Annotated in this window: 24 protein-coding genes; 8 read left to right on the forward strand and 16 right to left on the reverse strand. The window is 44.7% G+C overall.

All coding sequences use genetic code 11. From position 1 onward, the window contains the following. Window positions 1-125 precede the first annotated feature (125 nt). From NIAKO_RS29875 to msrB, 5 genes are all read right to left on the reverse strand, one after another. Window positions 126-1,262 (reverse strand): endonuclease/exonuclease/phosphatase family protein, encoded by a 1,137-nt coding sequence (locus tag NIAKO_RS29875; RefSeq protein WP_014222203.1) that lies wholly within the window; start codon window positions 1,260-1,262, stop codon window positions 126-128. A gap of 9 nt (window positions 1,263-1,271) precedes the next feature. Then, window positions 1,272-2,198 carry a rhomboid family intramembrane serine protease gene (locus NIAKO_RS29880; RefSeq protein ID WP_014222204.1) on the reverse strand — a complete coding sequence of 309 codons (927 nt, stop codon included), beginning with the start codon at window positions 2,196-2,198 and terminating at the stop codon, window positions 1,272-1,274. Between the two features lie 117 nt (window positions 2,199-2,315). Then, window positions 2,316-3,017: a rhomboid family intramembrane serine protease gene (locus NIAKO_RS29885; RefSeq protein ID WP_014222205.1), complete on the reverse strand. Its 702-nt coding sequence runs from the start codon at window positions 3,015-3,017 to the stop codon at window positions 2,316-2,318. A 66-nt stretch (window positions 3,018-3,083) separates the two neighbouring features. Further along, entirely contained in the window at window positions 3,084-4,496 is a 1,413-nt protein-coding gene (gene rlmD / locus NIAKO_RS29890; RefSeq protein ID WP_014222206.1) for a 23S rRNA (uracil(1939)-C(5))-methyltransferase RlmD, read from the reverse strand. 389 nt (window positions 4,497-4,885) lie between these two features. Continuing rightward, window positions 4,886-5,473 (reverse strand): peptide-methionine (R)-S-oxide reductase MsrB, encoded by a 588-nt coding sequence (gene msrB, locus NIAKO_RS29895; RefSeq protein WP_014222207.1) that lies wholly within the window; start codon window positions 5,471-5,473, stop codon window positions 4,886-4,888. Between the two features lie 291 nt (window positions 5,474-5,764). On the opposite strand from msrB, the gene NIAKO_RS29900 reads away from it, so the two are divergent. Next, the gene (locus tag NIAKO_RS29900) at window positions 5,765-6,346 is read left to right on the forward strand and encodes an adenylate kinase (RefSeq protein ID WP_014222208.1); all 582 of its coding nucleotides are present in this window, start codon (window positions 5,765-5,767) and stop codon (window positions 6,344-6,346) included. 192 nt (window positions 6,347-6,538) lie between these two features. Here NIAKO_RS29900 and NIAKO_RS29905 read toward each other — a convergent pair whose 3' ends face one another. Together NIAKO_RS29905 and NIAKO_RS29910 are read right to left on the reverse strand one after the other, a co-directional pair. Next, on the reverse strand, window positions 6,539-7,531 hold the full coding sequence (locus tag NIAKO_RS29905; RefSeq protein ID WP_014222209.1) for a S1C family serine protease: 993 nt from the start codon (window positions 7,529-7,531) through the stop codon (window positions 6,539-6,541). Window positions 7,532-7,697: 166 nt separating this feature from the next. Continuing rightward, window positions 7,698-8,186, reverse strand: coding sequence for a hypothetical protein (locus NIAKO_RS29910; RefSeq protein WP_014222210.1), 489 nt, complete (start codon window positions 8,184-8,186; stop codon window positions 7,698-7,700). A gap of 124 nt (window positions 8,187-8,310) precedes the next feature. Between NIAKO_RS29910 and NIAKO_RS29915 the strand changes: the two genes are divergently transcribed. The 4 genes from NIAKO_RS29915 to NIAKO_RS29930 all read left to right on the forward strand — a co-directional run bounded on the left by NIAKO_RS29915 (window position 8,311) and on the right by NIAKO_RS29930 (window position 12,516). Further along, on the forward strand, window positions 8,311-8,832 hold the full coding sequence (locus NIAKO_RS29915; protein WP_014222211.1) for a hypothetical protein: 522 nt from the start codon (window positions 8,311-8,313) through the stop codon (window positions 8,830-8,832). A 93-nt stretch (window positions 8,833-8,925) separates the two neighbouring features. Next, the gene (gene paaZ / locus NIAKO_RS29920) at window positions 8,926-10,971 is read left to right on the forward strand and encodes a phenylacetic acid degradation bifunctional protein PaaZ (protein WP_014222212.1); all 2,046 of its coding nucleotides are present in this window, start codon (window positions 8,926-8,928) and stop codon (window positions 10,969-10,971) included. Window positions 10,972-11,097: 126 nt separating this feature from the next. After that, window positions 11,098-11,865, forward strand: coding sequence for an enoyl-CoA hydratase/isomerase family protein (locus tag NIAKO_RS29925; RefSeq protein WP_014222213.1), 768 nt, complete (start codon window positions 11,098-11,100; stop codon window positions 11,863-11,865). A gap of 21 nt (window positions 11,866-11,886) precedes the next feature. Beyond that, entirely contained in the window at window positions 11,887-12,516 is a 630-nt protein-coding gene (locus NIAKO_RS29930; protein WP_014222214.1) for a DNA-3-methyladenine glycosylase family protein, read from the forward strand. 57 nt (window positions 12,517-12,573) lie between these two features. Here the strand turns inward: NIAKO_RS29930 and nhaD are convergent, their stop codons facing one another. The 4 genes from nhaD to lptB all read right to left on the reverse strand — a co-directional run bounded on the left by nhaD (window position 12,574) and on the right by lptB (window position 17,199). Continuing rightward, window positions 12,574-13,851 (reverse strand): sodium:proton antiporter NhaD, encoded by a 1,278-nt coding sequence (nhaD, locus tag NIAKO_RS29935; protein WP_041347466.1) that lies wholly within the window; start codon window positions 13,849-13,851, stop codon window positions 12,574-12,576. A gap of 69 nt (window positions 13,852-13,920) precedes the next feature. After that, window positions 13,921-14,676, reverse strand: a complete 756-nt coding sequence (gene fabG, locus NIAKO_RS29940; RefSeq protein ID WP_014222216.1) for a 3-oxoacyl-[acyl-carrier-protein] reductase — start codon at window positions 14,674-14,676, stop codon at window positions 13,921-13,923. A 66-nt stretch (window positions 14,677-14,742) separates the two neighbouring features. Then, window positions 14,743-16,245, reverse strand: a complete 1,503-nt coding sequence (locus NIAKO_RS29945; RefSeq protein ID WP_014222217.1) for a GH3 auxin-responsive promoter family protein — start codon at window positions 16,243-16,245, stop codon at window positions 14,743-14,745. 168 nt (window positions 16,246-16,413) lie between these two features. Next, a complete protein-coding gene (lptB, locus tag NIAKO_RS29950; RefSeq protein WP_014222218.1) occupies window positions 16,414-17,199 on the reverse strand; it encodes an LPS export ABC transporter ATP-binding protein in 786 nt (261 codons plus the stop codon). Window positions 17,200-17,417: 218 nt separating this feature from the next. On the opposite strand from lptB, the gene metF reads away from it, so the two are divergent. Beyond that, on the forward strand, window positions 17,418-18,371 hold the full coding sequence (metF, locus tag NIAKO_RS29955; protein ID WP_014222219.1) for a methylenetetrahydrofolate reductase [NAD(P)H]: 954 nt from the start codon (window positions 17,418-17,420) through the stop codon (window positions 18,369-18,371). A 73-nt stretch (window positions 18,372-18,444) separates the two neighbouring features. On the opposite strand, the gene NIAKO_RS37315 is transcribed toward metF, so the two are convergent. The 3 genes from NIAKO_RS37315 to NIAKO_RS29970 all read right to left on the reverse strand — a co-directional run bounded on the left by NIAKO_RS37315 (window position 18,445) and on the right by NIAKO_RS29970 (window position 22,693). Next, complete coding sequence (locus NIAKO_RS37315) at window positions 18,445-19,140, reverse strand: porin family protein (protein ID WP_014222220.1); 696 nt, start codon at window positions 19,138-19,140, stop codon at window positions 18,445-18,447. Between the two features lie 159 nt (window positions 19,141-19,299). Next, entirely contained in the window at window positions 19,300-21,246 is a 1,947-nt protein-coding gene (locus NIAKO_RS29965) for a peptidylprolyl isomerase (protein ID WP_014222221.1), read from the reverse strand. 4 nt (window positions 21,247-21,250) lie between these two features. Further along, window positions 21,251-22,693 (reverse strand): DUF5106 domain-containing protein, encoded by a 1,443-nt coding sequence (locus NIAKO_RS29970; RefSeq protein ID WP_014222222.1) that lies wholly within the window; start codon window positions 22,691-22,693, stop codon window positions 21,251-21,253. Window positions 22,694-22,879: 186 nt separating this feature from the next. Here NIAKO_RS29970 and NIAKO_RS29975 point away from each other — a divergent pair, with 186 nt between their 5' ends. Continuing rightward, window positions 22,880-24,136 carry a pyridoxal phosphate-dependent aminotransferase gene (locus NIAKO_RS29975; protein WP_014222223.1) on the forward strand — a complete coding sequence of 419 codons (1,257 nt, stop codon included), beginning with the start codon at window positions 22,880-22,882 and terminating at the stop codon, window positions 24,134-24,136. Window positions 24,137-24,205: 69 nt separating this feature from the next. On the opposite strand, the gene NIAKO_RS29980 is transcribed toward NIAKO_RS29975, so the two are convergent. Beyond that, window positions 24,206-24,454 (reverse strand): hypothetical protein, encoded by a 249-nt coding sequence (locus NIAKO_RS29980; protein WP_014222224.1) that lies wholly within the window; start codon window positions 24,452-24,454, stop codon window positions 24,206-24,208. Window positions 24,455-24,717: 263 nt separating this feature from the next. On the opposite strand from NIAKO_RS29980, the gene NIAKO_RS29985 reads away from it, so the two are divergent. Beyond that, the gene (locus NIAKO_RS29985; RefSeq protein ID WP_133055316.1) at window positions 24,718-25,800 is read left to right on the forward strand and encodes a glycosyltransferase; all 1,083 of its coding nucleotides are present in this window, start codon (window positions 24,718-24,720) and stop codon (window positions 25,798-25,800) included. Between the two features lie 39 nt (window positions 25,801-25,839). On the opposite strand, the gene NIAKO_RS29990 is transcribed toward NIAKO_RS29985, so the two are convergent. Further along, a complete protein-coding gene (locus NIAKO_RS29990) occupies window positions 25,840-26,331 on the reverse strand; it encodes a SixA phosphatase family protein (RefSeq protein WP_014222227.1) in 492 nt (163 codons plus the stop codon). Window positions 26,332-26,431: the final 100 nt, after the last annotated feature.

Raw genomic sequence — 26,431 nt, forward strand, 5'->3', positions numbered from 1 at the left:
TGATAGTTAAAATAAAGCCGGTAAATGCAAAAATAAATGTATCCCGCCAGAACGGCGAATTAGTTACAACAAGAAGCTGGTTTACTGCTGAGGATCATGTTTCAAATATAGGGATTTTAGGCAATTTATTCCTCTCTCAACTTTATATCCGCCACCACCGGGTAGTGATCTGACCAGGGCACCAATGAGCGGTTATATTGCAATACGTCGAATTTTTTATTGGCCAGAATATAGTCAATGCGCAGGGTGGGCGATACGGCAGTAAAACTACGGCCAATGCCCTTGCCCTTTCTCACAAAAACATCCTGCCGGTTACCTTTTATCCGGAAATAAGTGTAAGAGTTGGGCACATCGTTAAAATCGCCACAGATCACTTCCGGGTACGGACAGCTATCCAGTTTATTGCGCACCAGGTCAGCCTGAAAACCCCGGAAGGCATAACCCAGCCGCAATTTTTTAATAATAGAACGGGAAGCCATTACCATGCTGTCATCTGCCGATTTTATGATCTCCAGGCTGCGGTAATCATTTTTCTGAAACAGTACAGATTGCAGGTGCGTGGTGTAGATCCTGATCTTTTTACCATTTACCAGCAGGTCGGCACTAATAAGGCTTTCGGCAGCGCGTAAATTGGCGGGATCGGGGTACAATACCCGCTGCGTATCTACAATGGGGTAACGCGAAAAAATGGCCACCCCGGCCTCAAAACGGCCACCCGCTTTGCCATAATCAATAACCCGGTAATAGTAGGGATAATTCAACTGTATAATGGCGTTGGTATTGCTGGCGGCAAAGGATTTTCCCAGCTCCAGAAACTCCTGGAAACACAGCACATCCGCATTCTGCTCTTTTATAAAAGCAATCATGTTTTTACGGTAGTCCTTATGTTCTTTTAGTTTTTTGTTATGGTCATCGAACCAATGCACATTCCATGTCATTACGCGCAACGCGTCTTTTTCCTTTTGGGTTTTAAAAGAAGAAGCGGCGAAATGCATACCCAGGAAAACGCGGATATTTGAAAAACCTATAAGAAGTGTTAAAGCTGACAGCACCGCCCATTTTGAGCGGAAGATGAGCCAGAAAATGAGGAATAGAAATGAAAACAGCAGCAGCACCGGAAAGCCCAGCCCTAATAATGAAAAAAACCACCACTTAGAGGGATGCAGCCATGCATTGGAACAGGCTATCAGGAAAAAAACCGCGATAACCACGTTCAATATAATGCACAACCGCTTTGTAAATGTTCTAACAAACCGGGCCATATTTTAAAATTACAACTCTTCGTCTTCTGCAGCCCGTTTCAGAATATCTTTTTCTTCATCGGTGAGAAAACGGTAGCCTTGCTGATTGATCTTGTCCAGTATTTCGTCAATCCTTTTCTGCGTAATGTTGGGAATCTTTTTGTAGGGTTGGGTGCCTCTTGTATTGTAATGCAAATCAGTTTTTGCGGTCTTCTTCCAGTTTTTCCGGTCGGGGTTGAACAGATTCCCAAACCAGTCAAAGAAGTTATTCATCCATACGCTCCAGTCGTGCCCACGGCGCATCTGATAAATAAACAGGAAGCCTACAAAGGCGCCGGCAATATGGGCAAAAGCACCGGGAGGGGTCTTTTGCGCGGCTATCAGGGAAATATCGATGATTAGATACAGTACGGTCAGGATCCACAGGGGGATACCGCCGTTTATCATGGGGAAGATCCGGTAATCGGGCGCCAGCGTGGTGGCCGCCACGGCAATGGCCATAATGCCTGCCGATGCCCCTACCAGGGTTACCGCAGGCCCCATTGGCACCAGTTTGGGCACCAGGTTATAGCAGGCGCTAAAAAACAGCGCAGCGCCGAAACTTCCGTAGATGAAAAGGGGAATGAGCTTTTTATTTCCGGTAAGGTCCTGAAAAATATAGCCAAAGGCCCACAGCCAGAGGATATTTCCCAGCACATCCCAGGGATCGCTGTGCATGAACATGAAGGAGAGCAGCGTCCAGGGGCGCGTCATCATTTTTTCAAAATCACCCGGCACTACCAGCCAGTTAAAAATATTCTGGTCGTAGGCCGACATATCTTTTTCGGCAATCTTGTAAACCAGCCAAATAAATTTGAAAATGCAGAAAACGATGGCCAACACGCCAATCAGAAACACCAGGTTGTTCCCTTCCTGGCCCAATCCTATTTTCTTCCTATACCTATCTTCGCTTAGCACGGAATAAATTTTAGTGAATTTACAAAATCATTCGATCCTTTGGAACCACTCCAGGTACACTCCCTTTAACATCACGCTAATTTAACAGCCAACAGGTAGTTAAAGTTGGGGAATTATTTAATAAAAGGTGCGCCGGTTGTTCTTGTTCATTGTTGTTACCAGAATCAGACCAACAATTGCACCACCCACGTGGGCAAAATGGGCCACATCATCACCTTCCTGTGGATTGATACCTGCAAATAAATCAATCAAAAAATACGCTATGACCAAATATTTTACCTTAATTGGCACCGGTATCATAAACATTTGAACGGGGTAATTGGGAAATAGGTAAGCAAAGGCCGCCATTACTCCAGTTATGGCGCCCGAAGCACCATAGGCTCCAAAGTAATAGATCCCGCCTGCACGTAGAATTAATCCCTGCTGAGTGGCAGCATCTGCCAGGCCAAACTTATAATCCAGGTAATTCATTTCAACTGCCAAAACCCCCAATTGTATCAGGGCAGCCCCCACGCCAGAGATCAAATAAAAAAGCAGAAAGCGTTTGGCGCCCCAGTTTTCTTCGAGGGCCGACCCAAACATCCACAATGCAAACATGTTCCAAAGCAGGTGGCCAATGGAGGAAGGGTCATGCAGGAACATATGGGTCATCAACTGCCATATTCTGAAATTGGGTGATTTATGATAATGAAGCTTCAGTAATCCAATAAAATTTCCACCAAAGGTTAATTCTGCCACCCACACCAGCACATTTATAATTATCAGGTTTTTTATAACCAATGGAATACTCTGAATACCCCTCGGACGTAAATCAACCATTCTGCAAAGTTTAATACATGAATTTCGGTATGTTTTGTTACAAATAAGCCAGGGCAATTGTTATTTTTAGCCCCTTAGTTTTAATTGAACAACATTTTCGATATGATGTGTATGCGGGAACATATCTACCGGCTGTACATGGGTTACTTCATACTTTTCGTCGAGTAAATTCAGGTCCCTGGCCTGTGTAGCCGGGTTACAGCTTACATATACCACCAGCGGCGCCGATGTTTCCAGAATTTTACGTACCAGCTTTTCATGCATACCTGCCCGCGGCGGATCGGTAATTACCACATCGGGTTTTCCATGCTCCTGAAAAAATTCGCTGGTACAAACGTCTATAACATCGCCGGCGAAGAATTTCGCATGTTCAATATTGTTGAGGGCGGCGTTTTCCCATGCATCGGTAATGGCCTCCTGCACCGTTTCAACCCCGATTATTTTTTTGGCTTTGTCGCTCACAAACAACCCGATGCTTCCGGTACCGCAATACAGGTCATACACGGTTTCATTGCCGGTTAAACAAGCCAGCTCGCGGGTTACCTGGTACAAACGTTCGCCCTGGCGGGTATTGGTTTGAAAGAACGACTTTGGCCCTATTTTGAATTGCAGTTTTTCCAGCTTTTCTATAATGTACCCCTTACCGTGGTAGGCTTTCGGTTCCAGGTCGTAAATGGTATCGTTCTTTTTGGGATTGATGGTATACAGCAGGGTAGTAATGCCGGGTACCTGTTTCAGCAGGTGATCGAACAGGCGTACTCTTTCCTTTTCATCGTCGTACCCAAAGCACACATTTACCATTACCTCGCCGGTTGTGGCCACCCGCACAATAAGGGTACGCAGCCAGCCATGGTGAAAACGGATATCGTAAAAAGTAAGATTGTTCTCTTTTGCGTAGGCGCGAATGGTGTTTTTGATGGCATTTACCGGTTCTGCCATCAGGTGGCAGGTGTTGATGTCAATCACTTTATCGAACAGGCGGGGCACGTGAAAGCCAAGGGCATTTTCCTGGTCGATGGCAGCGTCTTTTGCAGCCGCAATTTCATTAGGCAACAAATACCGGCGATTGCTGAAAGTAAATTCCAGTTTATTGCGGTAGCGGGCTGTTTCAGTACAGCCTATTATGGGTTGAATGGCGGGCAGCTGCACTTTACCGATCCTTTTCAGGTTTTGCACCACCTCATTTTGTTTGTATTGTAATTGTTTTTCATAAGGCAGCATTTGCCATTTACAGCCGCCACAAACGCCAAAATGTTCGCAGAAAGGCGTAACCCTGTCGGGGCTGAACGAATGGAAATGAACGGCTTTTCCTTCGCCCCATTCTTTTTTGCTTTTTGACAACTGAACGTCAACTACGTCGCCAGGTACGGCGCCCTCAATAAAGATCACTTTGCCGTCGATTTTGCTCAGGGCTTTACCTTCTGCCGCATAATCTTCTACAACAACCTGTTGTAACAACGGCTTCTTCTTTCTATTCATGGCGCAAAGATAATCTGTTGCAAATAAAAAGGCAGCCCTGTTAAACAGGGCTGCCACCTTCACGCTATTATTACAAGCAAAAATGGACCGGTGGTTAGATAACCACAGTCGTTACTTTTATAACATCAGGCTTCGCTATAAGGTTGCTACATTCCTGATTTTTGCTTTTTATTTAATATTAACCCTTAGCGTTCAGTAAACATCTTCCTGTTAGGCAGACGGCAAATGGCAGAAGGCAGACAGGATTTCCCTAAAAATCAATGCTTAACGCTGTTACAGGAACCGCGTTAAGCATCGATATATGTTGCGGCAAAGCCGATAGTTGTCAGGGAATTCGACTGTGAACGAATTTCTGCCGTTTGCCTTCTTCCATCCGCCGGTTTTGCTGATTATTCTCCTTTCTTCGCTTCCTTCTGCTCACCCTCATTATACTTCTTCTCCGCTGCCTGGGCCTTCTCAAAATCGAGCACCACGCCATTTATGCAATAGCGCAAACCGGTTGGCGGGGGACCGTCGTCAAATACGTGGCCCAGGTGGGCTTTACAGCGGCCGCATTCAACTTCGGTACGGGTCATCCCGTGCGAATTATCGGCCAGGTAAATAATGCTGCTCTTGCTGATGGGCTGGTAAAAGCTGGGCCAGCCGCAACCGCTCTCGAATTTGGTATCGCTTTTAAACAACGGGTTGCCACAAGCGGCGCAGTAATAGGTGCCTACTTCCTTTGAATCCTCAAACTTGCTGGTCCAGGGTCTTTCAGTTCCCTTTTCCCGGGCAATGGCGTACACATCGGCAGGCAGGAGCTTTCTCCACTCTTCATCGCTGATGTTCACCTTCGACGAGTCGGTGCGGGAATAAACAGTATTCTTCTTTGATGTATCCATATTTACTTTTTTCGGTGTATTAGATTGAGAATAAGAGCATTGCTGAAATATTACCGCCAGCAACAGCAGTGTCAGGCTCTGTAAAACGCGCTTCATAAAAATTTGATTATGTTTCCCAAATGTACGTAGCCAGGGTAGGGTTTGGATGTCTATTAACCGACACCTTACAAGAGCTTAACATTTTGTTTAGGTGATGGTTTTACCGGTGCCGCTGTTTTACGCCGGTCAACATATTAATAAAATCGTGCGAACCCCTTGTAATTGCGGCATCCATAGCAAAAAAAACCGGTTCTCGTTAAATAATTTTTAATCGGAATGCCCATATTCTAAAGGGAATATTTCTGTCGTTGGTTTATATTTGCCAGCTCATAAAGGGACTAACTAAACATGTTTAATCTTATATTATTTGGACCTCCCGGAAGCGGAAAAGGAACGCAATCAGAGAAATTAATTGAAAAATTTGGTTGGATCCACCTTTCTACCGGTGATTTGTTGCGTAAGGAAATTGCCAACGAAACCCAACTGGGTTTGGAAGCAAAGGCTTTTATGGATAAGGGCCAACTGGTGCCTGATGAAGTAGTTATTGGCATGATCGGGTCTGCCCTTGATGCCAATCCAACAGCCAAAGGCTTTTTGTTTGATGGGTTTCCCAGAACAACCGCCCAGGCTGAAGCACTGGATGCTTTACTCACCAGCAAAGCCAGTGAAATAACCCTGGTGCTGGCGTTGGAAGTAGGTGAAGAAGAACTGGTAGCCCGCCTGTTGAACAGAGGTAAAACCAGTAGCCGCAGCGACGACCGCGATGAAAGTGTGATTCGTAAGCGTTTGTTGGAATATGAACAAAAAACTGCCGCAGTAGCTCACCACTATGCCAAATTCGACAAAGTGGCTAAAGTAAAAGGCGAAGGCAGCATTGAAGAGATCTTCCACTCACTGCGCGAGCAGATAGAAGCCCGTCAGCCGGCTTAAGATAATTAAATGAACAATTTACTGCCGGCATTCCTGCTGGTAGCGAACTGATATTTACAAAGGCGCGCCATACTTTGGGGCGCCTTTGTACTTAGAATAGTGAGTGGTGAGTAGTCAGTGGTGAGTGGGCTCGCAAATATTTGCAATTTATAATTGATCTTGCGCCGCCTAAACTTTTCTGCTTTCTGCCTTCTATATCATTTCCCCCGGAATAACAGTAATGGTTGTTTTATGACCGCCGCGCAATACCTGCATGGTTATTCTTTGCCCGATGGTTTTTTCGTTAAGTTGTTTGTGCAGGTCGTCAATTGACCCAATTGCATGATCGTTAAACCCTACAATAATATCGCCGGCATGTAGCTCACTGTTATACGCCGGTACATCAGCCACTACCTCTGAGATATACACGCCGGTACGCGTTTCTAACCGGTTGGCAGCTATCATCCGCCCGGTTAAATTAACCAATTGACCTGCCAGGCCCAGGATGCCCCGTTTTACCCTTCCCTGCATAATCAGTTTACCACTTACATATTCCGCTATGTTGGAAGATACCGCAAAACAGATCCCATGGGCCGTGGGGATCATGGCCGTGTTTACGCCAATGACCTGCCCTAACGAGTTTACCAGCGGACCGCCAGAATTACCGGGATTTAACGAAGCGTCTGTTTGAATGACATCATCGATCAGCCGGCCATCGGATGCACGCAGGGTTCTGCCCAGGGCGCTTACCACCCCAGCTGTAACTGTATGTTGCAACCCCAGCGGGTTACCAATGGCAATGGCAATTTGCCCTACCTGCAGCTGGTCACTGTTGGCAAATGACAGGGCCTTAAGAGCGTTCTCATATATTTTAAGAACGGCAATATCGGTGCTTTGATCACTGCCTTTTAGTTCGGCAGACACCTTTCGCCCATCGGCCAGAGATACGTTTATAGCACCTGCACCTTCTATAACGTGGTGATTGGTAACAATAAATCCATCAGAAGAAATAATAAAGCCAGAACCGCTGCCCTGCGTTACACGCTCCTGTCGCGTACGCCGGTCTACTACATTTTTGGAGACCTCGATGTGTACAACTGATTCTGCTATACTGCCTACAACGCCGGCGATGGTTTTGGAATACGCATCCAGCAGCTCATTATCGGTATGTTGTATGAATTGTAGAGGAGTATCTATCTTTTGCATGAGGATACATCCGGCAAATTATTTACCAGAAGCGTTTTGCGCCAGCTTGTCAGTGGTGAGTGGGCTCACGACATTTGAGATTAATAAGCGATCTTGCATCTCCAGCATTTTCTCTGCCCTCTGCCCTCTGCCCTCTGCCTACTGCCTACTGCCTACTGCCTACTGCCTACTGGCTCTGCCTACTGCCGTTCAAAAGTGAATCTGCCTGTTGTAAAACAGAAAGGATATGTTCTTTTACTTCTGTTACTTTTACTCTTTCTCCTTCCAGGTATTTAGTCCGCAGCTCTTTATTGCCGGCCATGGAATCGAGTTTGAATTTTTGCATCCAGCTGTCCATTTCGTCACCCGCCTTCTTCAGGTCGGTTTGCAAACTGGTTAGTGCCTGTTTGTAGGCTGCATTTACCTTTTTGGCAGGCAGCTTACTAAGGCTATCGAGGCGGTGGGTAGTTTCATCTATGTTTTTCCGCAGCTTACCTAGTTTGGCCATACCGGCATCGTGGCCTTTCATTACTTCATGAAACAGGGTATCTTCCCTGGTTTTTAAAACCGGGGCAGTGTATCCATTACTTTGAGCAGCATGTTCATCATGTGAAGCATCGTTGCAGGCGCCAGCGAACAGGCCCAAACCTACCAACGCAATAATAAACCGCGACATAAATATGTTAGTTTTAGCTATTTAAAAAATCCGGTCAAAGTTAACCCCTTTTATACGCTAGTAGGTTTTAAATCCGTTTAATAATCGGGTTTACCTATTTTCGCACCATTAATCCTGTAGAGTAATGGCTAATTGTTTCCGGCTTACCTTTTTAGCAATCATCGTGTTTATACAAACCGGTACTGCTCAAATAAAACCGGGGCCCATGTTAAGACTGGGCGCTACTGTTTCGTTTGGATTATCAAATCTTGCAGATAACCAGGTTGGCATTGGCGGTATTGTTGGTGGCGAAAAAATGTTCTCCAAATACTTCGCAGCCGAGGCGGAAGCTGCATATAATTACTTCACGGGCGACAAAGCTATTTATACAGATGCCAAGAATAAGTCCTACGCCATTCCATTACTGGCAGGTATAAAATATTATCCCATTTCTAATGTGTATGCATCACTACGAACCGGAGGCATTTATTATCTCTTAAACGATATGTCGAAGGCCCGGGCTGCCATAGCCTATGGCGCAGCCGGCGGCATTAACCTCCCTCAAAAAACCAACCGCCTCAATGCCCAACTGGCTTATACCGGTTTTAAGTATAACGGTATTAGCCGGGGATATGCTACATTAGCAGTCGCGATTATCATCAAATAGTCGTGAGCCGGTAATTGCTCAACTAGCGGTTCATGATTAACGATTCTCCCGACTATGTCGGGACCATTGGAAAAAACAAAAACTACATTTTGAATGAAAAAATTGGGTAACTATGTAACCGGCCGGTGGATCACCGGCGACGGAGAAGGACAGGCGTTGTACAATGCGATAAATGGCGAAACGATTGGCTATGCTTCTACCCGCGGTCTCGATTTCAACGCCATCCTTGACTATGCAAGAAAAACCGGCAACCCTGCGCTGCGTAAACTCACTTTTCACGAACGCGGATTGATGTTGAAAGCACTGGCTTTACACCTTCGCAACCACCTCGACAAATTCTATGCTATCAGTTATAAAACCGGCGCCACCAAAGCCGACAGCTGGGTTGATATTGAAGGCGGTATCGGCAACCTGTTCTCCTACGCTTCCCTGCGCCGCAAGTTCCCCAACGAACCCTACTGTGTAGATGGCGACGCCATCCCTCTTGGTAAAGGCGGCACTTTTATGGGACAGCATATCCTGGTGCCCAAAGAAGGCGTTGCGGTTCATATCAATGCATTCAACTTTCCGGTATGGGGCATGCTTGAAAAAATTGCGGTGAACCTCCTGGCTGGCGTACCGGCTGTTGTAAAACCAGCTACCATCACTTCCTATCTTACCGAAGCGGTAGTGCAGGAAATTATTGCTTCCGGCATTTTACCTGAAGGATCTTTACAGTTGTTATGCGGTTCGGCCGGCGACCTGCTCGATCATGTTACGGCACAGGATGTAATTACGTTTACAGGTTCTGCATCAACCGGTTTGCAATTGAAATCACACCCACGCATACTGGCAGAAAATGTTCCCTTTACCATGGAAGCCGATTCCCTTAACTGCATTGTACTGGGCGACGATGTAACGCCCAACATGCCCGAATGGGATATTTTTATAAAAGAGGTTCGCCGCGAAATGACCACCAAGGCCGGACAAAAATGTACAGCCATCCGCCGCATTTTTGTTCCGCAAAACAAAATGGAAGATGTATGGCTGGCATTGGGAAAAGCGCTTAGCCAAACAACTATTGGTAATCCTGAAAATGATAAAGTACGGATGGGTTCCCTGGCCGGACAAAGCCAGCGCGAAGAAGTACTGGCACAGGTGCAAAAATTACTGGCCTCTTCCCAAATTGTTTATGGGTCGCTAGATAGTGTGCAGGTCGTAGATGCCGATGCTAAAAAAGGTGCATTCATGAGCCCCCTGTTATTAAAAAATGAAAACCCTTTTGAGAGCGAAGCAGTGCATAGTGTTGAAGCGTTTGGTCCCGTTAGCACCATTATGCCATACAACAGCACCGATGAAGCGGTTGCCCTGGCTAAAAAAGGAAAAGGCTCACTGGTTTGCTCCATTGTGACTGCAGATAATAAAATTGCCCGCGACTATGTATTAGGCGCTGCTACTTATCATGGCAGAATACTGGTGCTGAATAATGAATGCGCGAAAGAAAGTACCGGTCATGGCTCGCCGTTACCTTTGCTGGTGCATGGCGGCCCCGGACGTGCTGGCGGCGGTGAAGAAATGGGTGGGACAAGGGGAGTGAAACATTATATGCAACGTGTAGCCCTGCAGGGGTCACCCACTGCGATTACTGCCATCACCAATGTGTACCAAACCGGTGCGCAAACGCGCGAAGATGAAAAACATCCTTTTAGAAAATACTTTGAAGAGCTGCAGATAGGAGATACACTCATTACTCATAAGCGCACTGTTACCGAAGCCGACATTGTGAACTTTGCCAATGTAAGCTGGGACCATTTTTACGCTCACACCGATCATACTTCTTTACAAGGCACCATCTTTGAAAAACCGGTTGCCCATGGATATTTTATTTTAAGCGCCGCCGCCGGATTGTTTGTTGATGCTAAAAAAGGTCCGGTATTGCTAAACTACGGATTGGAAGAATGCCGGTTTGTAAAACCGGTGTATGCCGGGGCCACCATTGGCGTACAGCTTACCTGCAAAGAAAAAATTGAGCAGGAGAAAAAAGACGAGAACGATATTCCCAAAGGCATTGTAAAATGGCTGGTTCAGGTTTCTGACGAAACCGGCGATCCCGTTGCCGTGGCTACTATTCTCACCATGGTTGCCAAAAAATCACAATAACATTTTATTAAGGGCCTGCAGGCAACTGCAGGCCTTTGTTTACTGTACTATTTTAATAACTTTATACAGCTGATCTGTGAGGATCGGACTGCTTGCTTTCATCTCTTATTCAAAATATATTATTTTATGTCTGCAGGATATGTAAAATCGCATATTGATCATAATGGCGTTAACACCATTGAATTCTACCATCCGCAAAGTAATTCCCTGCCAGCCAGATTGCTTGAAGAACTGGCTCAAACTATCCATGGGGCAGGCAATGATGAAGACACTAAAGTAATTGTGTTGCGGTCCATTGGCGATAAAGCATTTTGTGCCGGCGCATCTTTTGATGAATTAGTGGCTATTAAAAACCAGGAGGAAGGCACTCAATTCTTTAGCGGCTTTGCAAACGTGCTTAATGCCATGCGCACCTGCCCGCAATTTATTATAGTTCGTATTCAGGGTAAATGTGTGGGGGGTGGTGTTGGTATTGCCGCTGCTGCAGATTACGCCATTGCACTGGAAGGCGCCGATATTAAATTAAGCGAACTGGCTGTGGGGATCGGTCCCTTTGTAGTAGGGCCTGCGGTGGAAAGAAAAATAGGAACCGCTGCTTTTGAAAACCTCGCCATCGATGCTACCATGTGGCGCAATGCAGAATGGGCTAAAAAGAAAGGGCTTTTTTCAGAATTGCACACTTCTGTTGATGATATGGATGAATCTATTCAAAGGTTATCTTATAATCTCGCACACAGCAATCCGCAGGCAATGGCTGAAATGAAAAAAATGTTCTGGCGGGGAACCGAGAACTGGGACACCTTACTGCATCAACGCGCTGTTATCAGTGGTAAACTGGTATTGAGCACGCATACCCGCGCGGCCATTGAGAAATTCAAAGCAAAAGTAAAATAGTACCTGCCTGGTTATTCGATCATGTTACAATTCAACAACGATAACTTTCAACTTTTTTGTAATGAACTGGCTGAACGGGACCTTATCTTTAAAGACATCTTACTGCAGCACAGCTATCCGCCCATGTGGACACGGCCGGCCAGTTTTGCTACCCTCATTCATATTGTTCTGGAGCAACAGGTATCACTGGCATCGGCAAGGGCTGCATTCAATAAGCTGAAAGAAAAGATAGGGCAGGTTACGCCCGCAAGATTGCTGAAGCTATCTGATGAAGAATTGCGGGCCTGCTACTTCAGCCGGCAAAAAACAGTATACGCCCGGCACCTGGCCGAGGCATTCCTTTCAAAGAAAATTCAACTGAATAAATTAACTGCCTCGCACGACGATGTTGTGCGGGGTACTTTAAAACAAGTAAAAGGCATTGGCGACTGGACGGCCGATGTATACCTGCTATTTGCATTACAACGTACCGATATATTCCCCATTGGCGACCTGGCCATGGTGAATGCATTGAAAGAAGTAAAACAATTACCTGCTAAAACCTCAAGGGAAGACATTCTATTACTGGCAGAACCCTGGCGGCCTTACCGTGGAATCGCAGCTTATTTGTTGTGGCATCATTATATAAAGTCGCGTAATATTAAATTGTAACAGTTGCAGGTTACAGGTTACAAGGAAACCCTGGAACATGAAACCTGGAACAGTAACTTAGAACAACTGTTGCAACAAGAAAACTCCAATACCCGCTATGTACCCAACAAAGGCCAACCAGGCAATTTTTTTCAGGTACCAGAAGAATTCGATCTTTTCAATTCCCATAGCTGCCACACCAGCCGCCGAGCCTATGATCAACAAGCTGCCACCGGTTCCGGCACAATAGGCCAGAAAATGCCAGAAGAAATGATCGACGGGGTATTGGTGAAAACCATACATTCCCATAGCGGCAGCCACCAGCGGAACGTTATCAACAATAGAGGATAATACCCCGATTATTATTACAATGAGGGAAGGGTTGCCTATCTGTTTGTCCAGTTGCGTAGCCACGTTCAACAACGCGCCTACAGATTGCAACGCCGATACGCTTATTAATATGCCCAAAAAGAAAAGTATGCTTGGCGTGTCTATCTTTCGCAAGGCATGTAGTACCGACAAAAAATGTTTGTCCTGCATATCCTTTCGGTGATGCAGGATCTCGGTGATCACCCACATAATACCCAGGCCCATCAACATACCCATGAACGGCGGCAGGTGCGTGACTGTTTTAAAAACCGGCACCATCAACAGGATCAAAATACCTGATACAAATACTATATTCCTTTCCCGAACGGGTGTTTGCGGTTTTATGGTTTTTGCTTCTTCGGTTCCACCCACTTCTACCGCGCCGCGCATGCGAAAACTTAACAGTAACATGGGCACCACAGCACAGGCAACGCTAGGCAGAAATACGTTGGCCGCTATTTGAGCTGCTGTTACCTGTCCGCCGATCCACAACATGGTGGTGGTAACATCTCCAATGGGCGACCAGGCGCCGCCGGCATTGGCAGCAATCACTACCACGCCACAAAAGAATAAGCGGGCCGGTTTATTACGGATCAGTTTTCTGATCAATGATACCATTACAATGGCGGTAGTGAGGTTATCCAGGATGGCAGACAGAAAAAAAGATAATCCGCCTATTATCCACAACAGGTTTACTTTTTTAGTGGTAGTGATGCGGTTGGTGATCACCTCGAACCCGTCGTACGAATCGATGAGCTCTACAATGGTCATGGCGCCCAACAGAAAGAACAGGATGCCGGCAATATCGCCCAGGTGTGTGGTGAGCTGTTCGTTAACAAGGTGTTTATCGGTTGTATTGAGCATATACACCAGCCAGCACAACACCCCGGTAATAAGGGCCGTAGCCGCTTTATTTAACCGGATAGCATGCTCCATGGCAATGGCCACGTACCCCAACAAAAAAATAATCAGTATAACTATAATCATTAGTACATGTTGTAAAAAAAATGCCTTCTCTGCAGAAGGCACTATATAACTTAAAGATACAAAACCGGATTAAATATTCAAACCGCCGCAAGCGCTGATCACCTGTCCAGTAATGTATGAGCTCATATCAGAAGCCAGGAACAAAGTTGTGTCGGCAATTTCTCCCGCGCTGCCAAAACGGCCTAAAGGAATTTTTTCCAGGAATGCTTTTGCGCCATCGCCATCTTTCAGGTAATGGGTCATATCGGTTTCAACAAAACCGGGCGCAATGGCGTTGCAACGTACATTGCGGCTGCCCAGCTCCAATGCTACCGATTTGGTAAACCCTATAATACCGGCTTTACTGGCGGCATAGCTGGCCTGTCCGGCATTACCACGGATCCCAACAATCGAACTCATATTAATGATGGAACCTTTCTTTGCTTTCATCATGGGGCGAATAACCTGTTTGGTCATATTGTATACGCTCTTCAGGTTTATATCCATTACATCGTCCCATTGCTCGGGGGTAAGGCGCAGTAACAGGTTATCTTTTGAAATACCGGCATTGTTCACGCATACATCAACTGTACCGAACTCTTTTACCACATCGTTTACAAAGGTTTCGCATTCAGCGAAATTACCGGCATTACTTTTATACGCTTTGGATTTTACGCCCAGTGCTTTTATTTTTTGCTCCAGCTGAGCGGCCTTTTCGGCACTGCTGTCGCTAACGTAGGTAAATGCTACGTGGGCGCCATGTTCAGCCAGTTTATACGCAATAGCTTCACCAATGCCACGGGCTGCACCGGTTACAATAGCAACTTTTCCTTCTAATAATTTCATAGTATCGTATTTGGGTGAGCAAAAGTACAGGAAATGGGAATAAAATGGGGGAATTTGCTCTGGGCCCTAGAGGGAGAGAATTTCTTCAATATACTTACGGTCGTTGCTTAAGCGAGGAACCTTGTGCTGACCGCCCAGTTTGCCTTTGCTTTTTAACCAGGTGGTAAACACCCCTTTGGAAAGGGATCTTACCAACGGTTCGCGCAAGGCGATATTTTTATGGCGTTTGGCCTCATAGTCACTGTTCACGCTTTTGAGGGCGCTGTCGAGCTCAGTGGCAAAATGGCTAAGATCATGGGGCTCTTTTTCAAATTCAATCAACCACTCATGACCACCGTTACCACTTTCGCTAAAATAAACCGGGGCAGCAGTATAGTCGTTTACAATGGCGCCGGTTCTTTCACTGGCTACTGCAATAGCTTTATCGGTATTGTCAACAATCACTTCTTCGCCAAAGGCATTGATGAAATGTTTAACCCGGCCGCTTACTTTTATTCTGAAGGGATATAAGGAAGTGAATTGTACTGTATCGCCCAACAAATAACGCCATAAACCACCGTTGGTGCTTACTATCATGGCATAATTCTTACCCAGTTCCACGTCCTGTAAACCGATGGTTTCGGGATGTTTTTTACCATATTCTTCCAATGGCATAAACTCCATAAAAACCCCATGATCGGTAAATAACAACATGCCATCTTCACCGGGAATATCCTGCGCGGCAAAAAAACCTTCGCTGGCATTATACATCTCCAGGTAGTGGATAGGCTTGCCTATCAGCTTTTGGAATTGCTCTTTATACGGCGTGAACGATACGCCGCCATGCATATATAATTCAAGGGATGGCCATACTTCGGCCATGGTGCTTTTACCGGTCAATTCCAGTATGCGGCGGAACAAAACCAGCGTCCAGGTAGGCACCCCTGAAATAGAAGTAACGTTTTCTTTTATGGTACTGTAGGCGAGCTTTTCGATCTTGCTTTCCCACTCATCCATTAAGGCAATACTAAGATCGGGCACCCGTAACCAATGGCCCCAGAAAGGGGAGTTCTGTAACAATACAGCGCTCAGGTCGCCATATTGAGCATCGTTATTCAGCGGGTTAATAGTATGGCTTCCACCAATAACCAATCCCTTACCGGTTAACAGATCCGATTCGGGATTGAACTGGTAATACATCGTCAGCACATCCTTGGCTGCCTTGTAGTGGCAGTCTTCCAGGCTTTCATCCGTTACCGGAATGAATTTGCTTTTATCGCTGGTAGTACCGCTGCTTTTGGCAAACCAGTATACAGGTGTGTTCCATAACAGGTTCTGTTCGCCACGCATGATACGCTGCACGTATGGTTGCAGGTCTTCATACTCATGAATAGGCACCGTTTGTTTGAAGGTCTTTACATTGAACAGGGCAGAAAAATTATACTTTCTGCCAAACTCAGTGTATTGGGCAGAAGTAACCAGATCCTGCAATACCTCGCGTTGGGCATCAACAGGATTATTCTTCCATCCCTCAATACGCCATAAGCGTAAGCGGGCCAACGATGATATGGCAGGCGATAATAATCTCACTATCGAAGTTTCACTGGTGGCAAAATAAAGAATTTGGGGGAATAAAAGTATGAGAGTTCACTGGCAGCATAAATATACCTTATACTGACAGTTATATGACCAAAATCCCTAATAACTAATTGACTCACTATCTTTTATAATGCAATAAACGGACCAGCGTGCCAACATCTACCGGTTTGAGGAAACATCAATGCCTTTAAGCGCTTCTTCGTGTAAGTAGTCCTTACGTCTCAATTCAAAGTTGCGACCCAGGTACAGGCGGCGTACCTGCTCATTTTCAGCGAGTTCTTCGGCCGTTCCGTGTTGAAAAATCTTTCCATCGATCAATAAATAGGCGCGGTCGCAAATAGAGAGCGTTTCGTTTACGTTGTGGTCGGTGATCAAAATACCAATGTTCTTATATTTCAACCGGGCCACCACTGCCTGAATATCTTCTACGGCAATGGGGTCAACACCGGCAAAAGGTTCATCCAGTAATATGAATTTGGGGTCAACAGCCAGGGCACGGGCAATTTCCGTTCTTCTACGTTCGCCACCGCTCAGGGAGTCGCCATTATTTTTACGTACGTGATGCAAACGGAATTCATCGAGCAGGGCTTCCAGCTTCTGGCGTTGCTGAGCTTTGGTAAGCTTTGTCATTTCAAGCACCGCCTTAATATTATCTTCCACACTTAGTTTACGAAACACGGAGGCTTCCTGGGGCAGGTAGCCAATACCCATCTGGGCCCGCTTATACATAGGTAATTGAGTAATCTCCTGCTGGTCGAGAAAAACCTTGCCCTCGTCGGGTTTTATCAACCCTACCACCATGTAGAATGAAGTGGTTTTACCGGCGCCATTTGGCCCCAGCAACCCTACTATTTCACCTTGTTTTACGTTTACCGAAACATGATTTACCACGGTACGGTTACGGTAAATTTTTACTAGTTCCTGTGTATGAATCTCGCTGATCAATTGTTCTTAAGGTTTCCGGCAAAAATACCAGAACTAATTCAAATTGAATAGCTCCTACACGGTAATTTAACAGGTATTTGCCATCCGGATTTACTGCATTATGTTTGCAGACCGGTTTTATGGCTGAAAACAGGCTTTTTTACTAATTTGCTTGTTTTCAATCATTCACCAATTGGCCGATTTTCACTTTAATAATATAGATTCTCCTTTTTATTTACATGAAAGTTATCGATCACATTCGCCAGGCGAAAGATTCGCTTATTTCCTTTGAAATATTACCCCCCTTAAAAGGTAAAACCATCAATTCAATATACGAGCACCTTGACCCGCTGATGGAGTTCAAGCCTGCTTTTATTAATGTTACCTACCACCGCAGCGAGCATGTTTTTAAAAAGAAAGCCGATGGCACTTTTGAAAAAGTAGAAGTTCGCAAACGCCCTGGCACTGTTGGTATTTGTGCAGCCCTCATGAACCATTATAGGGTTGATGCAGTCCCGCACCTTATTTGCGGCGGTTTTAACAAGCGGGAAACTGAAGACGCTCTGATCGATCTGAACTTTATTGGTGTTGACAACGTACTGGTTTTACGTGGCGATGCAGCTAAGAATGAAACTGTATTTGAACCGGAGAAAGGCGGCAACAGTTATGCTATTGACCTGTTGAAACAGGTTCAAAACCTGAATACCGGTATTTACCTGGAAGAAGACATCCGTGATGGCTTTAAAACCGATTTCTGCTGCGGTGTGGCCGGCTACCCCGAGAAACATTTTGAAGCACCCAACCTGCAAACCGATCTGGCTTTCCTGAAGGCCAAAGTAGCTGCCGGCGCCGAGTATGTAGTAACGCAAATGTTTTTCGATAACCAAAAATATTTCGACTTTGTAAAACGTTGCCGCGAAAATGGCATCACCATACCCATCATTCCGGGATTGAAACCTATTACCAGCAAAAAACAGCTGTCGGTTATTCCCCGCACCTTCCACGTAGATATTCCCGATGACCTGGCCAATGAGATCATGAACTGCAAAACAGATGTTGAAGTTGAAAAAGTGGGAACAGAATGGCTGTTATTGCAATCGAAAGAATTGAAAAAAGCCGGTGTACCGGTGCTGCATTATTATACCCTGGGTAAGCCCAAGGTGATCTACAATGTAGTTAAGGAAATAAAGTAAGTTATTGCACATATAAAAAAACTGCTTCCAGTACAGGAAGCAGTTTTTTTAAACGAAATTGTCGATAGCGCTTTTATAATTTAAAGCCTATTGAAACGCTTAATACCCGGTGCTTGTTTTCATTATCTTCTGAACTGTTTGTACCCGATTGTAATTTGGCTAACCCATAACCATAATTGAGTGCTATCAGCATATTTTTTAATTGAAAGCCTGCAGTGCCATTTAAACCATAGTCAAATCTCCGCATTACACCTAACCCAGCGCCCTCTTCGGTTTTAAATGTAGTAGGATCATCATTGCTGTACTCTATTTTTTGATTGTTGCTGAATGCAAGGCCAAGGGTTTTTCCTTCAATTTTACGTTTACCGCCAACGCCCATTGCTATATAAGGACCAGCACCAAAAAAGAAATTCGATTCTTTTTCTATAGGTAATTTAACTACGGCATTTATTGGTAACTCAACGTACAACGGGTTAGTGGTTGCCTTGTAATAATTAACGTCGCTGGGGCTGCCACTTTGTATTTTGGACCCTTTACCCGTAAAAAACAAACCGGGTTGAATGGCCAGCACTTTGCTAACAGGAAGATCCGCCATTAATCCTACATGAAAAGAGGTTAACAGGTTGGCGTCATCTACTTCTCCCTTACTATTGTAGGAAACGTTGGCAAAGTTTACTCCGCCTTTTAACCAGGCGGCTTCTTCCTGTGCAAAGGAATTTACACTAATAGTACCTAAGACGAATAAATAAACCAATCTTTTAGCGATCATAAGCGTGTTTTTACAGGGTGTTATTTAAAGTGCTCCTATGACCGGGAGAGTTGTTTGAGGTTTAATGGTACCCGGCAACATATATAAAAAGAAGATGCTACTTTTTCAAGTAGCATCTTACATGTATGAAATTCAATAAGTAGTAGTGATATGCGCTGGTTATTTAGGCAGTTTTTTCAGTTCCGCTTCATTTATTTTAACCGGGTATTTCTTCTTCAGGTCTGCTATCCATTTTTCTTCGAGGAATACCTGGTAATCGTTAATTACAAAACCCCGGGCATCGTTAAACCCACGCATTTCGCGGTTAGGGTATAACTTAATTATGTAGGCGAACGCTACTGTATTATCGTTTTCATTTCTCACATTGGCAGTAACCAGCCCTACGGTGAAATTGGTTCTTTCCTTAACGGGTATCTGGCTCAGTTCAAAACGGCCGGAGTCGCCCTGTAAATGACCGGCACTTCCATTGATATACTTTTGCCAGTCCTTATAGTTGTCTTTGATCTTTGTTCTAAACTCTTCTGATGCTTCCTGGTTGGTGGCAGTGAAGATAATTGCATCGGCGCTGCTTTCCCACCAGTATTTGTCTTTATGAGCATTGTAATAGTTACGCAAGCCGGCAGAATCAATTGAAGCAGGGTCCCAGATGTTGCGCTGCATAATTTCAAACAACAGGTTTCCTTCTTTAAACTCGTTCAACTGGTCCTTAAAGTCTTTATTGAATTCTTCGAGGTGTTGGCGGTAGTAATCGAAAGCGCTTACTTCAGTAAACTCCTCTAATAGCTGCGCCCTTGTTTTGCCGGCCTTCATGTTTTCATAGTTACGTAAGGTTTCCAGGTAAGCCTGAAAATCTTTTACAGTAACAGTTTTTTTGGTGAAGGAGAAAAGTGGTGTTTTAAGCGCTACATCTGCAAAAACCGGGATACGTTTATTGTCTAAAATACTATCAGCTATTGTATACAGGTGTTGCTCGTTTACTTTTAGTTTTTTAAACCCGGTTACCTGTAATATTTTTTTCAGCAACATTTTTTGTGATACCTCCAGGCGGTCGGTTGCTATTATTCGTTGCTTCATTTCGTCGCGCAACTGAACATTTGCAGTATCGCCAGTGGCAGGTTTGTACGCCAGCCGCTTTATAATGTGATAACCAAAACTGCTCAATACCGGTTTGCTGACCTCGCTGTCTTTTTTAAGTGCAAATGCGGCACTTTCAAAAGGCAGTTCATATTGTCCAACCCCAAACTCCATCATTTCACCACCTGCCTGCCAGGAGATATTATCATTGCTGAATTTGGTTACCAGTACTTTGAAATCGTTGCCACTGGTCAAAGCATTATAAATTGAATCGGCTCTTTTTCTGATCGTTTCTTTTTGTGCTTCGGAAGCATCGGGAGGGAATGCCAGTAATATTTGCGCCACTTTCATTCTGCCCAGTCCTTCTCTTTCGCCCAGGTTCTTAAAAATGTGAAAGCCTGCTTTACTGCGAATAACTGCGGTATATTTATTAATCGGGGTGCTGTACACGGCATTTTCCAGTTCGTAAGGCAGCACCAGCGAGGTAATGTACCCTATATCGCCTTTGTTTTCAGCTACAGTAGCATCTTCTGAATACTGGGTGGCTACTTTTCCAAAATCCTGGCCCTTTTGCAATTCGCTATAAGCGGCGTTGATTTTATCCTGCGCCTTCTTTATATCATCCAGGGTTGCATTTTTTCCGGCAGCTACAAAGATGTGGGCGATGTGGATGTCTTTTTTACTGCGAACAAGGGCTTCCGTGGTGAGGTCGTTGATACTGCCTTCGTCGCGTACATAGCTATCCATTATCTGGTTACGAAAGCTGCTCACTTCGGCCTGCTGGTTAGGCAGGGTATCCATTTTTTTATCAAGCGCCGCCTGTACTTTCAGCTTGAAGCGAATGTACAGTTCCAGGTAATCGTGGTACGCCTGATCGGTGGGCTTTGTCTCAGAATTATTCTTGTTGTAGGCCTTTAGAAATTCATTTTTTGTAACCGCTTTGCCGCCGTAGGTGAACAACACCTGAGCGTTTGCAGCCGCAGTCATGAAGATCAATAATGTAGCAAGAGCCGCTTTACTGATAACAGTCATAATGCTAGTTAGATTTTTTATTTTTTAGTTTAAGATCAATCACTTCGTCCAGTTGCTGGTAGCTGAGTTTCTTGGCTATGATGTTTTTGTCTTTATCGAGCAAATACAGGATTGGCGTTTGATACACATCGTATAGCTGCCGGTAATTGGGCTTGCTGGCCGCTTCCTCTTCTTTTTGCTGGGAAGGTAACTGGTACACGTGCGTCCAGCCAGTGAGCTTATTATCGTTGATGAATTTTTTCCAGTTGTCTTTGCCGCCATCTACCATTACACCGTATAAGGCAACACCCTCGTTCTTCCATTTGGCTTTAAATATCGAGTCAACCCTGGGTACGGTTTCTTTACAGTGGCTGCAGGTAGGATCCCAGAAACAGATCACAACAAAATCGCTTTTTATATTGTGCAGGGGTGAGGGCCTGTCGAGGGTGTCAACAAGGTCCAACGGGGCCGCCGGTTGCCCAATCAGGTTAGCCATCATGCTATAAGCCCTTTTGAAGGTAAAATCTTTATACTGTTGGGTAAAGAAGTCGGCCTGGCCGGTATTGATGTATTTTTCAAACAGGTGAACAAATACCGCATCCTGCCCCATGTACTCAGGATTTATATATTTCTGTACAAAATGCACCATCAGAAATTTAAACATTTCGGTGTTGCTTCTTGAATACAGCAACATATGGTCTACTTCTGCAATTATTGAATCGGGGTTCGGTACTACCAGTTCTTTATAATATTTCTCCAGCTTTGCTTCAAAGAAGGGGGTTCGCACCAGCCTTCCGTCATTGAAGGAAACGCCATCCCAGTAATGTGCTTTAAAATATCTGTATGCGTAAAGGGAGTCATATTTTCCGCCCGGATGTTTGGCGCCCGGTGGTATTACCGGTTCTTTCATTGCCTGAAACAGGGCCGTTAAAAATGAATTGGGGTTTTTAGCCACCATGCTATCCCGGTACAATTGCATTTTATCGGTTAACCATTTTAACCGGGTTTTCAGCTTGGTAGAATCTTTCGCAGTCTTTGCCGCCTTTAATTCGGTGCTGGTTTTATTGATCTCATTACCTATCTGGTTGGTAAACCGGGTATACAAATGGAAGAGGTTATTTTCCTGTGAACCCGTAAAAACTACATTATTCGGCAAACTTGCCGAGTCCGCTGAGATAGAAAATTGTTGTTGTTTATCTAACAGCAATTCAAACAGGATCTCTTTACGGGGAGAAACAATAAAATAAATACCGCCTGGCAACGGTTCCTTTCCCGAAAACACACCTTTGCCATTTTCATCCAGCATGGTGGAATCGGCCAGGGCTTTTAACCTGCCATAATAATAACCCAGATAAACGTAGGTGTTCTTATAAGGCTTTAGTGTAATAGGAATGTTATAACCCGACTGTGCCTCAGCTACTAACGTACAGCTTATCAACAGGATAGCCAGCGATAAAAGTCTTTTCATAGTGTTGCAATAACAGAAAAATACCTGAATTATTGAAAATTAAAACGCTTAAGTTGTTAAATCCTTGCAAAGGTAATGGGATATACATGTTAACATAGTTGAAAAGTTAGATGTTATAGAAGGGATGACCTGTTTACGCCCCCTAATTGACTGCGATAGGCTATTTTTGTGTTATAATATTTACTGATGAAACTTAGCCATCTTGCAGAAACTTTAATCGGGTCGGAAATTGTAAAACTGGGCGGCGAAATACGAGATAAGATCCGTGCCGGAGAAAGGATCTATAACTTTACTGTTGGTGATTTTGATCCTGCCATATTCCCTATTCCCAAAGAACTGGAAGAAGAGATCATTAAGGCCTACCGGGAACATTTTACCAATTATCCCGCCGGAGATGGAAACCTCGATCTGCGGGAGGCCATTGCTCACTTTTTGAAAGAACGGGAACAGCTCAGCTATAAACCAGCCGAAATACTGGTAGCTTCAGGCGGCCGGCCGCTGATTTATTCTTTATACCGCGCCGTTTGCGATAAGGAAGATAAAGTTATTTATGCTGTTCCTTCGTGGAACAATAACCATTATACGCATTTTATAGGGGCAGAGCACGTGGTAATTGAAGCCCGGGCCGAAAATAACTTTATGCCCATTGCCAAAGACATTAAACCTCATTTAAAAGGCGCTAGTTTACTGGCATTGTGCTCGCCGCAAAACCCAACGGGTACTACTTTTACCAAACACGACCTGGAAGCCATCTGCGATATGGTATTGGAGGAAAACAGCCGCCGGGGCGCCGATGAGAAGAAGTTGTATGTAATGTACGATCAAATGTACTGGCAGCTCACCTATGGCGATATTATACACTACAACCCTGTTTCGCTTAGGCCAGCCATGAAGGAGTATACCATCTTTATTGATGCCATCAGTAAGTGTTTTGCCGCTACCGGCGTGCGTGTAGGCTGGGCATTTGGTCCGCAGATTATCCGCGATAAAATGAACGCCATTTTAAGCCACCTGGGCGCCTGGGCTCCTATGGCCGAACAAAAAGCCTGTGCCCGTTTCCTGTATAATAATGAAGCCATCGATAATTATCTGAAGCATTTTAAAGGAGAAGCAGAAGAGCGTTTGCGGAATATTTACAATGGCTTACAGCAATTGAAAAAAGAAGGTTTTTCTGTAGACGCCATTGCGCCGCAGGCAGCCATTTACCTCACCATAAAAATTGACCTGGTTGGCAAAAAAACAGCCGGTGTCAATCAACTCACTCAACAAAGCGATGTTACTGCTTATTTGTTGAACGAAGCAAAGCTGGCGGTGGTGCCATTTTATGCGTTTGGGGCCGACCGTTCGTCGCCCTGGTACCGCTTAAGCGTTGGTACCTGCAAAAAAGAGGAGATCGGCGAAATGATAGATCAACTGAGAAATGCCCTGAAGAAATTAAGTTAAGCGGTTATAAAAGCAAAAGCGAGATAAAGGGTTTCCTCTATCTCGCTTTTTTATTATAAGTAAAACCAGCTAATTTTTGTTGCAGATAAATACAAAAGGCTTCAAAGTATCTTTTTCGATGATCTTTTGTAACTGTGCCTTTTTTGTGAGAATGCGGTATTTCTGCAAATCGAAAACTTCATGCGCCTGGCAAAAACTGTCCAATGTTTCAAAATCCCCTAATAGCGTATTCAACTGATGAAGCTCATATTGCATGGCTTCCTGGTTTATATAGGCTTCCTTTACCAGAATTAGCAAATCGCGATTAGAGTTTTTCATTTCACATCGGCTTTAGTGTCCACCATATCCTACAAATCCCCTGTTTAAACCACAACCGCAACTTTTGGATGAACCGCCACCTGCGATGCGATTACCGGAACTACAACTGGCCATAACCAGGCTAACTAACAATACGATTATCACAGAATAACTTACTTTCTTCATATAATTGGTTCTTACTAAATTAAACTATTTTACGAACAAATTAGTACTTCCCTTTGGCCGAATTAAACAAATTTAACATCCCGCAGCAAAAACCCGTCGTGTTATTATCGCCACTCGATTGGGGTTTAGGCCATACCACCCGGTGCATTCCCATCATTCACGAACTGCTGACTCAGGGCTGTTCAGTTATTATCGCCTGTAATTCAACGCAAAAAGCATTGTTGAGCCTTGAGTTACCCGGGCTCACCTATGTGCATTTGGCAGGCTATAATTTGAAATACGGCAAAAAGAGGTGGGGTACCATAGTCCGGATCATTCTCCAGACTCCAAAAATATTGATCCGAATCAATAACGAAAAGAACTGGTTAAATATTTTCCTGAAATCGCAACGGGTAGACTGCATCATTTCAGATAACCGGTTCGGTTTGTATAACCGCAAGGTTCCTGCTGTTTTTATTACGCATCAGCTGTATATAAAAACCGGGTTGGGAAAACCAGCCGACCGCCTGGTTCAATTGCTAAACTATCGTCGCATAAACCGGTTCACTACCTGCTGGGTGCCCGACCGCAGGGGAATAAAAACAATGGCAGGCAGACTCTCAAATCCGGAGAAACTACCTTCCATCCGGGTGCAGTACCTTGGCGGACTTAGCCGGTTTAAAGCCTGTTCCACTACAACCAGCCCCATTCAATTGCTGGTCGTTCTTTCGGGGCCAGAACCGCAACGCAGCATTTTTGAAAACCTTTTATTGAAGCAACTGGAACTGCAACCGGGAAAAACAGTATTGGTGAGAGGTTTACCGAAGGAAGGAGAGAACATGCAGGTAAAAAACAATATTACAATCTACAACCACGCCCCAGCCGGCTTGCTGAATGAATTGATGTGTAATGCAGAGTTAGTAATTAGCCGCTCGGGTTACACCACGGTGATGGACCTGTTAAAGCTGGGTAAGAAAAGTATCTTAGTGCCTACACCGGGACAAGCAGAACAGGAGTATGTAGCCGCTCACCTGCAAAAAGAACAGCTGGCCTATACCGTTTCACAAGAGCAGTTCAACTTACAAAAAGCATTGGCGGCAGCTAATGAATTCCCCTACCAGCTAAGCCCCTGGCCAATGGAGGATTATAAAAAAGCAATCAATGAATTAATAGATCAAATTATCAAATCGAAACAATCGTGATCTTATCCCATCCATCTCAAAAATCCTATAAATCCCAGTTCAGACAGCCTTCGGATAATCAAAGAACCAGTACTCTTTTTTCGCATCCCTGAACTCCTTCCAATCCTTAATATCAACATTTATAGCAAAAATGGCGCAGGTAGGCATATCGTCGATTCTAACATCGGTTAACTCATTGGCGAATTCGGTAATGCCGGGATTATGCGCAAAAATGGCAATGGTATTTGCCGATGCCGGCGCTTTGGCTATAGCGTCATAAAACGCATCGGGACCGGCCAGGTATAGTTCAGGTAACAGGATGATGTCCTCTTTCTCACCACCATATTCTTTAATGAACAGCGAAGCCGTTTTACGGGCCCTTTTAGCGGAACTTGCAATAAAGGCGTCAATCTTTACTTTTCGATCCTGCAGCCGGGCAGCCATTTTAGGCGCATCTTCTTTACCCCGGTCATTTAATGGACGATCAAAATCTTCAACGCCGGGTTGGTCCCAGCTGCTCTTCGCGTGCCGTATAATTATTACTGACTTCATAAAATAATAATAGGGGGATAAATCCCCCTAAAAATAATGAGTTCGATCAAAGGAATCAGAAATTTAACAGGCGTTCTGTTATTAAAATTGGTTCCCCATA

This window comes from Niastella koreensis GR20-10 (assembly GCF_000246855.1).
GTDB classification, from domain to species: Bacteria; Bacteroidota; Bacteroidia; order Chitinophagales; family Chitinophagaceae; genus Niastella; species Niastella koreensis.

Bases quoted from the DNA above. Each gene is read 5' to 3' on its own strand.
- NIAKO_RS29875 (WP_014222203.1), bottom strand. From the start codon at position 1,262: ATGGCCCGGTTTGTTAGAACATTTACAAAGCGGTTGTGCATTATATTG.
- NIAKO_RS29885 (WP_014222205.1), bottom strand. From the start codon at position 3,017: ATGGTTGATTTACGTCCGAGGGGTATTCAGAGTATTCCATTGGTTATA.
- rlmD (WP_014222206.1), bottom strand. From the start codon at position 4,496: ATGAATAGAAAGAAGAAGCCGTTGTTACAACAGGTTGTTGTAGAAGAT.
- msrB (WP_014222207.1), bottom strand. From the start codon at position 5,473: ATGAAGCGCGTTTTACAGAGCCTGACACTGCTGTTGCTGGCGGTAATA.
- NIAKO_RS29900 (WP_014222208.1), top strand. From the start codon at position 5,765: ATGTTTAATCTTATATTATTTGGACCTCCCGGAAGCGGAAAAGGAACG.
- NIAKO_RS29905 (WP_014222209.1), bottom strand. From the start codon at position 7,531: ATGCAAAAGATAGATACTCCTCTACAATTCATACAACATACCGATAAT.
- NIAKO_RS29910 (WP_014222210.1), bottom strand. From the start codon at position 8,186: ATGTCGCGGTTTATTATTGCGTTGGTAGGTTTGGGCCTGTTCGCTGGC.
- NIAKO_RS29915 (WP_014222211.1), top strand. From the start codon at position 8,311: ATGGCTAATTGTTTCCGGCTTACCTTTTTAGCAATCATCGTGTTTATA.
- paaZ (WP_014222212.1), top strand. From the start codon at position 8,926: ATGAAAAAATTGGGTAACTATGTAACCGGCCGGTGGATCACCGGCGAC.
- NIAKO_RS29925 (WP_014222213.1), top strand. From the start codon at position 11,098: ATGTCTGCAGGATATGTAAAATCGCATATTGATCATAATGGCGTTAAC.
- NIAKO_RS29930 (WP_014222214.1), top strand. From the start codon at position 11,887: ATGTTACAATTCAACAACGATAACTTTCAACTTTTTTGTAATGAACTG.
- nhaD (WP_041347466.1), bottom strand. From the start codon at position 13,851: ATGATTATAGTTATACTGATTATTTTTTTGTTGGGGTACGTGGCCATT.
- fabG (WP_014222216.1), bottom strand. From the start codon at position 14,676: ATGAAATTATTAGAAGGAAAAGTTGCTATTGTAACCGGTGCAGCCCGT.
- metF (WP_014222219.1), top strand. From the start codon at position 17,418: ATGAAAGTTATCGATCACATTCGCCAGGCGAAAGATTCGCTTATTTCC.
- NIAKO_RS37315 (WP_014222220.1), bottom strand. From the start codon at position 19,140: ATGATCGCTAAAAGATTGGTTTATTTATTCGTCTTAGGTACTATTAGT.
- NIAKO_RS29965 (WP_014222221.1), bottom strand. From the start codon at position 21,246: ATGACTGTTATCAGTAAAGCGGCTCTTGCTACATTATTGATCTTCATG.
- NIAKO_RS29970 (WP_014222222.1), bottom strand. From the start codon at position 22,693: ATGAAAAGACTTTTATCGCTGGCTATCCTGTTGATAAGCTGTACGTTA.
- NIAKO_RS29975 (WP_014222223.1), top strand. From the start codon at position 22,880: ATGAAACTTAGCCATCTTGCAGAAACTTTAATCGGGTCGGAAATTGTA.
- NIAKO_RS29980 (WP_014222224.1), bottom strand. From the start codon at position 24,454: ATGAAAAACTCTAATCGCGATTTGCTAATTCTGGTAAAGGAAGCCTAT.
- NIAKO_RS29990 (WP_014222227.1), bottom strand. From the start codon at position 26,331: ATGAAGTCAGTAATAATTATACGGCACGCGAAGAGCAGCTGGGACCAA.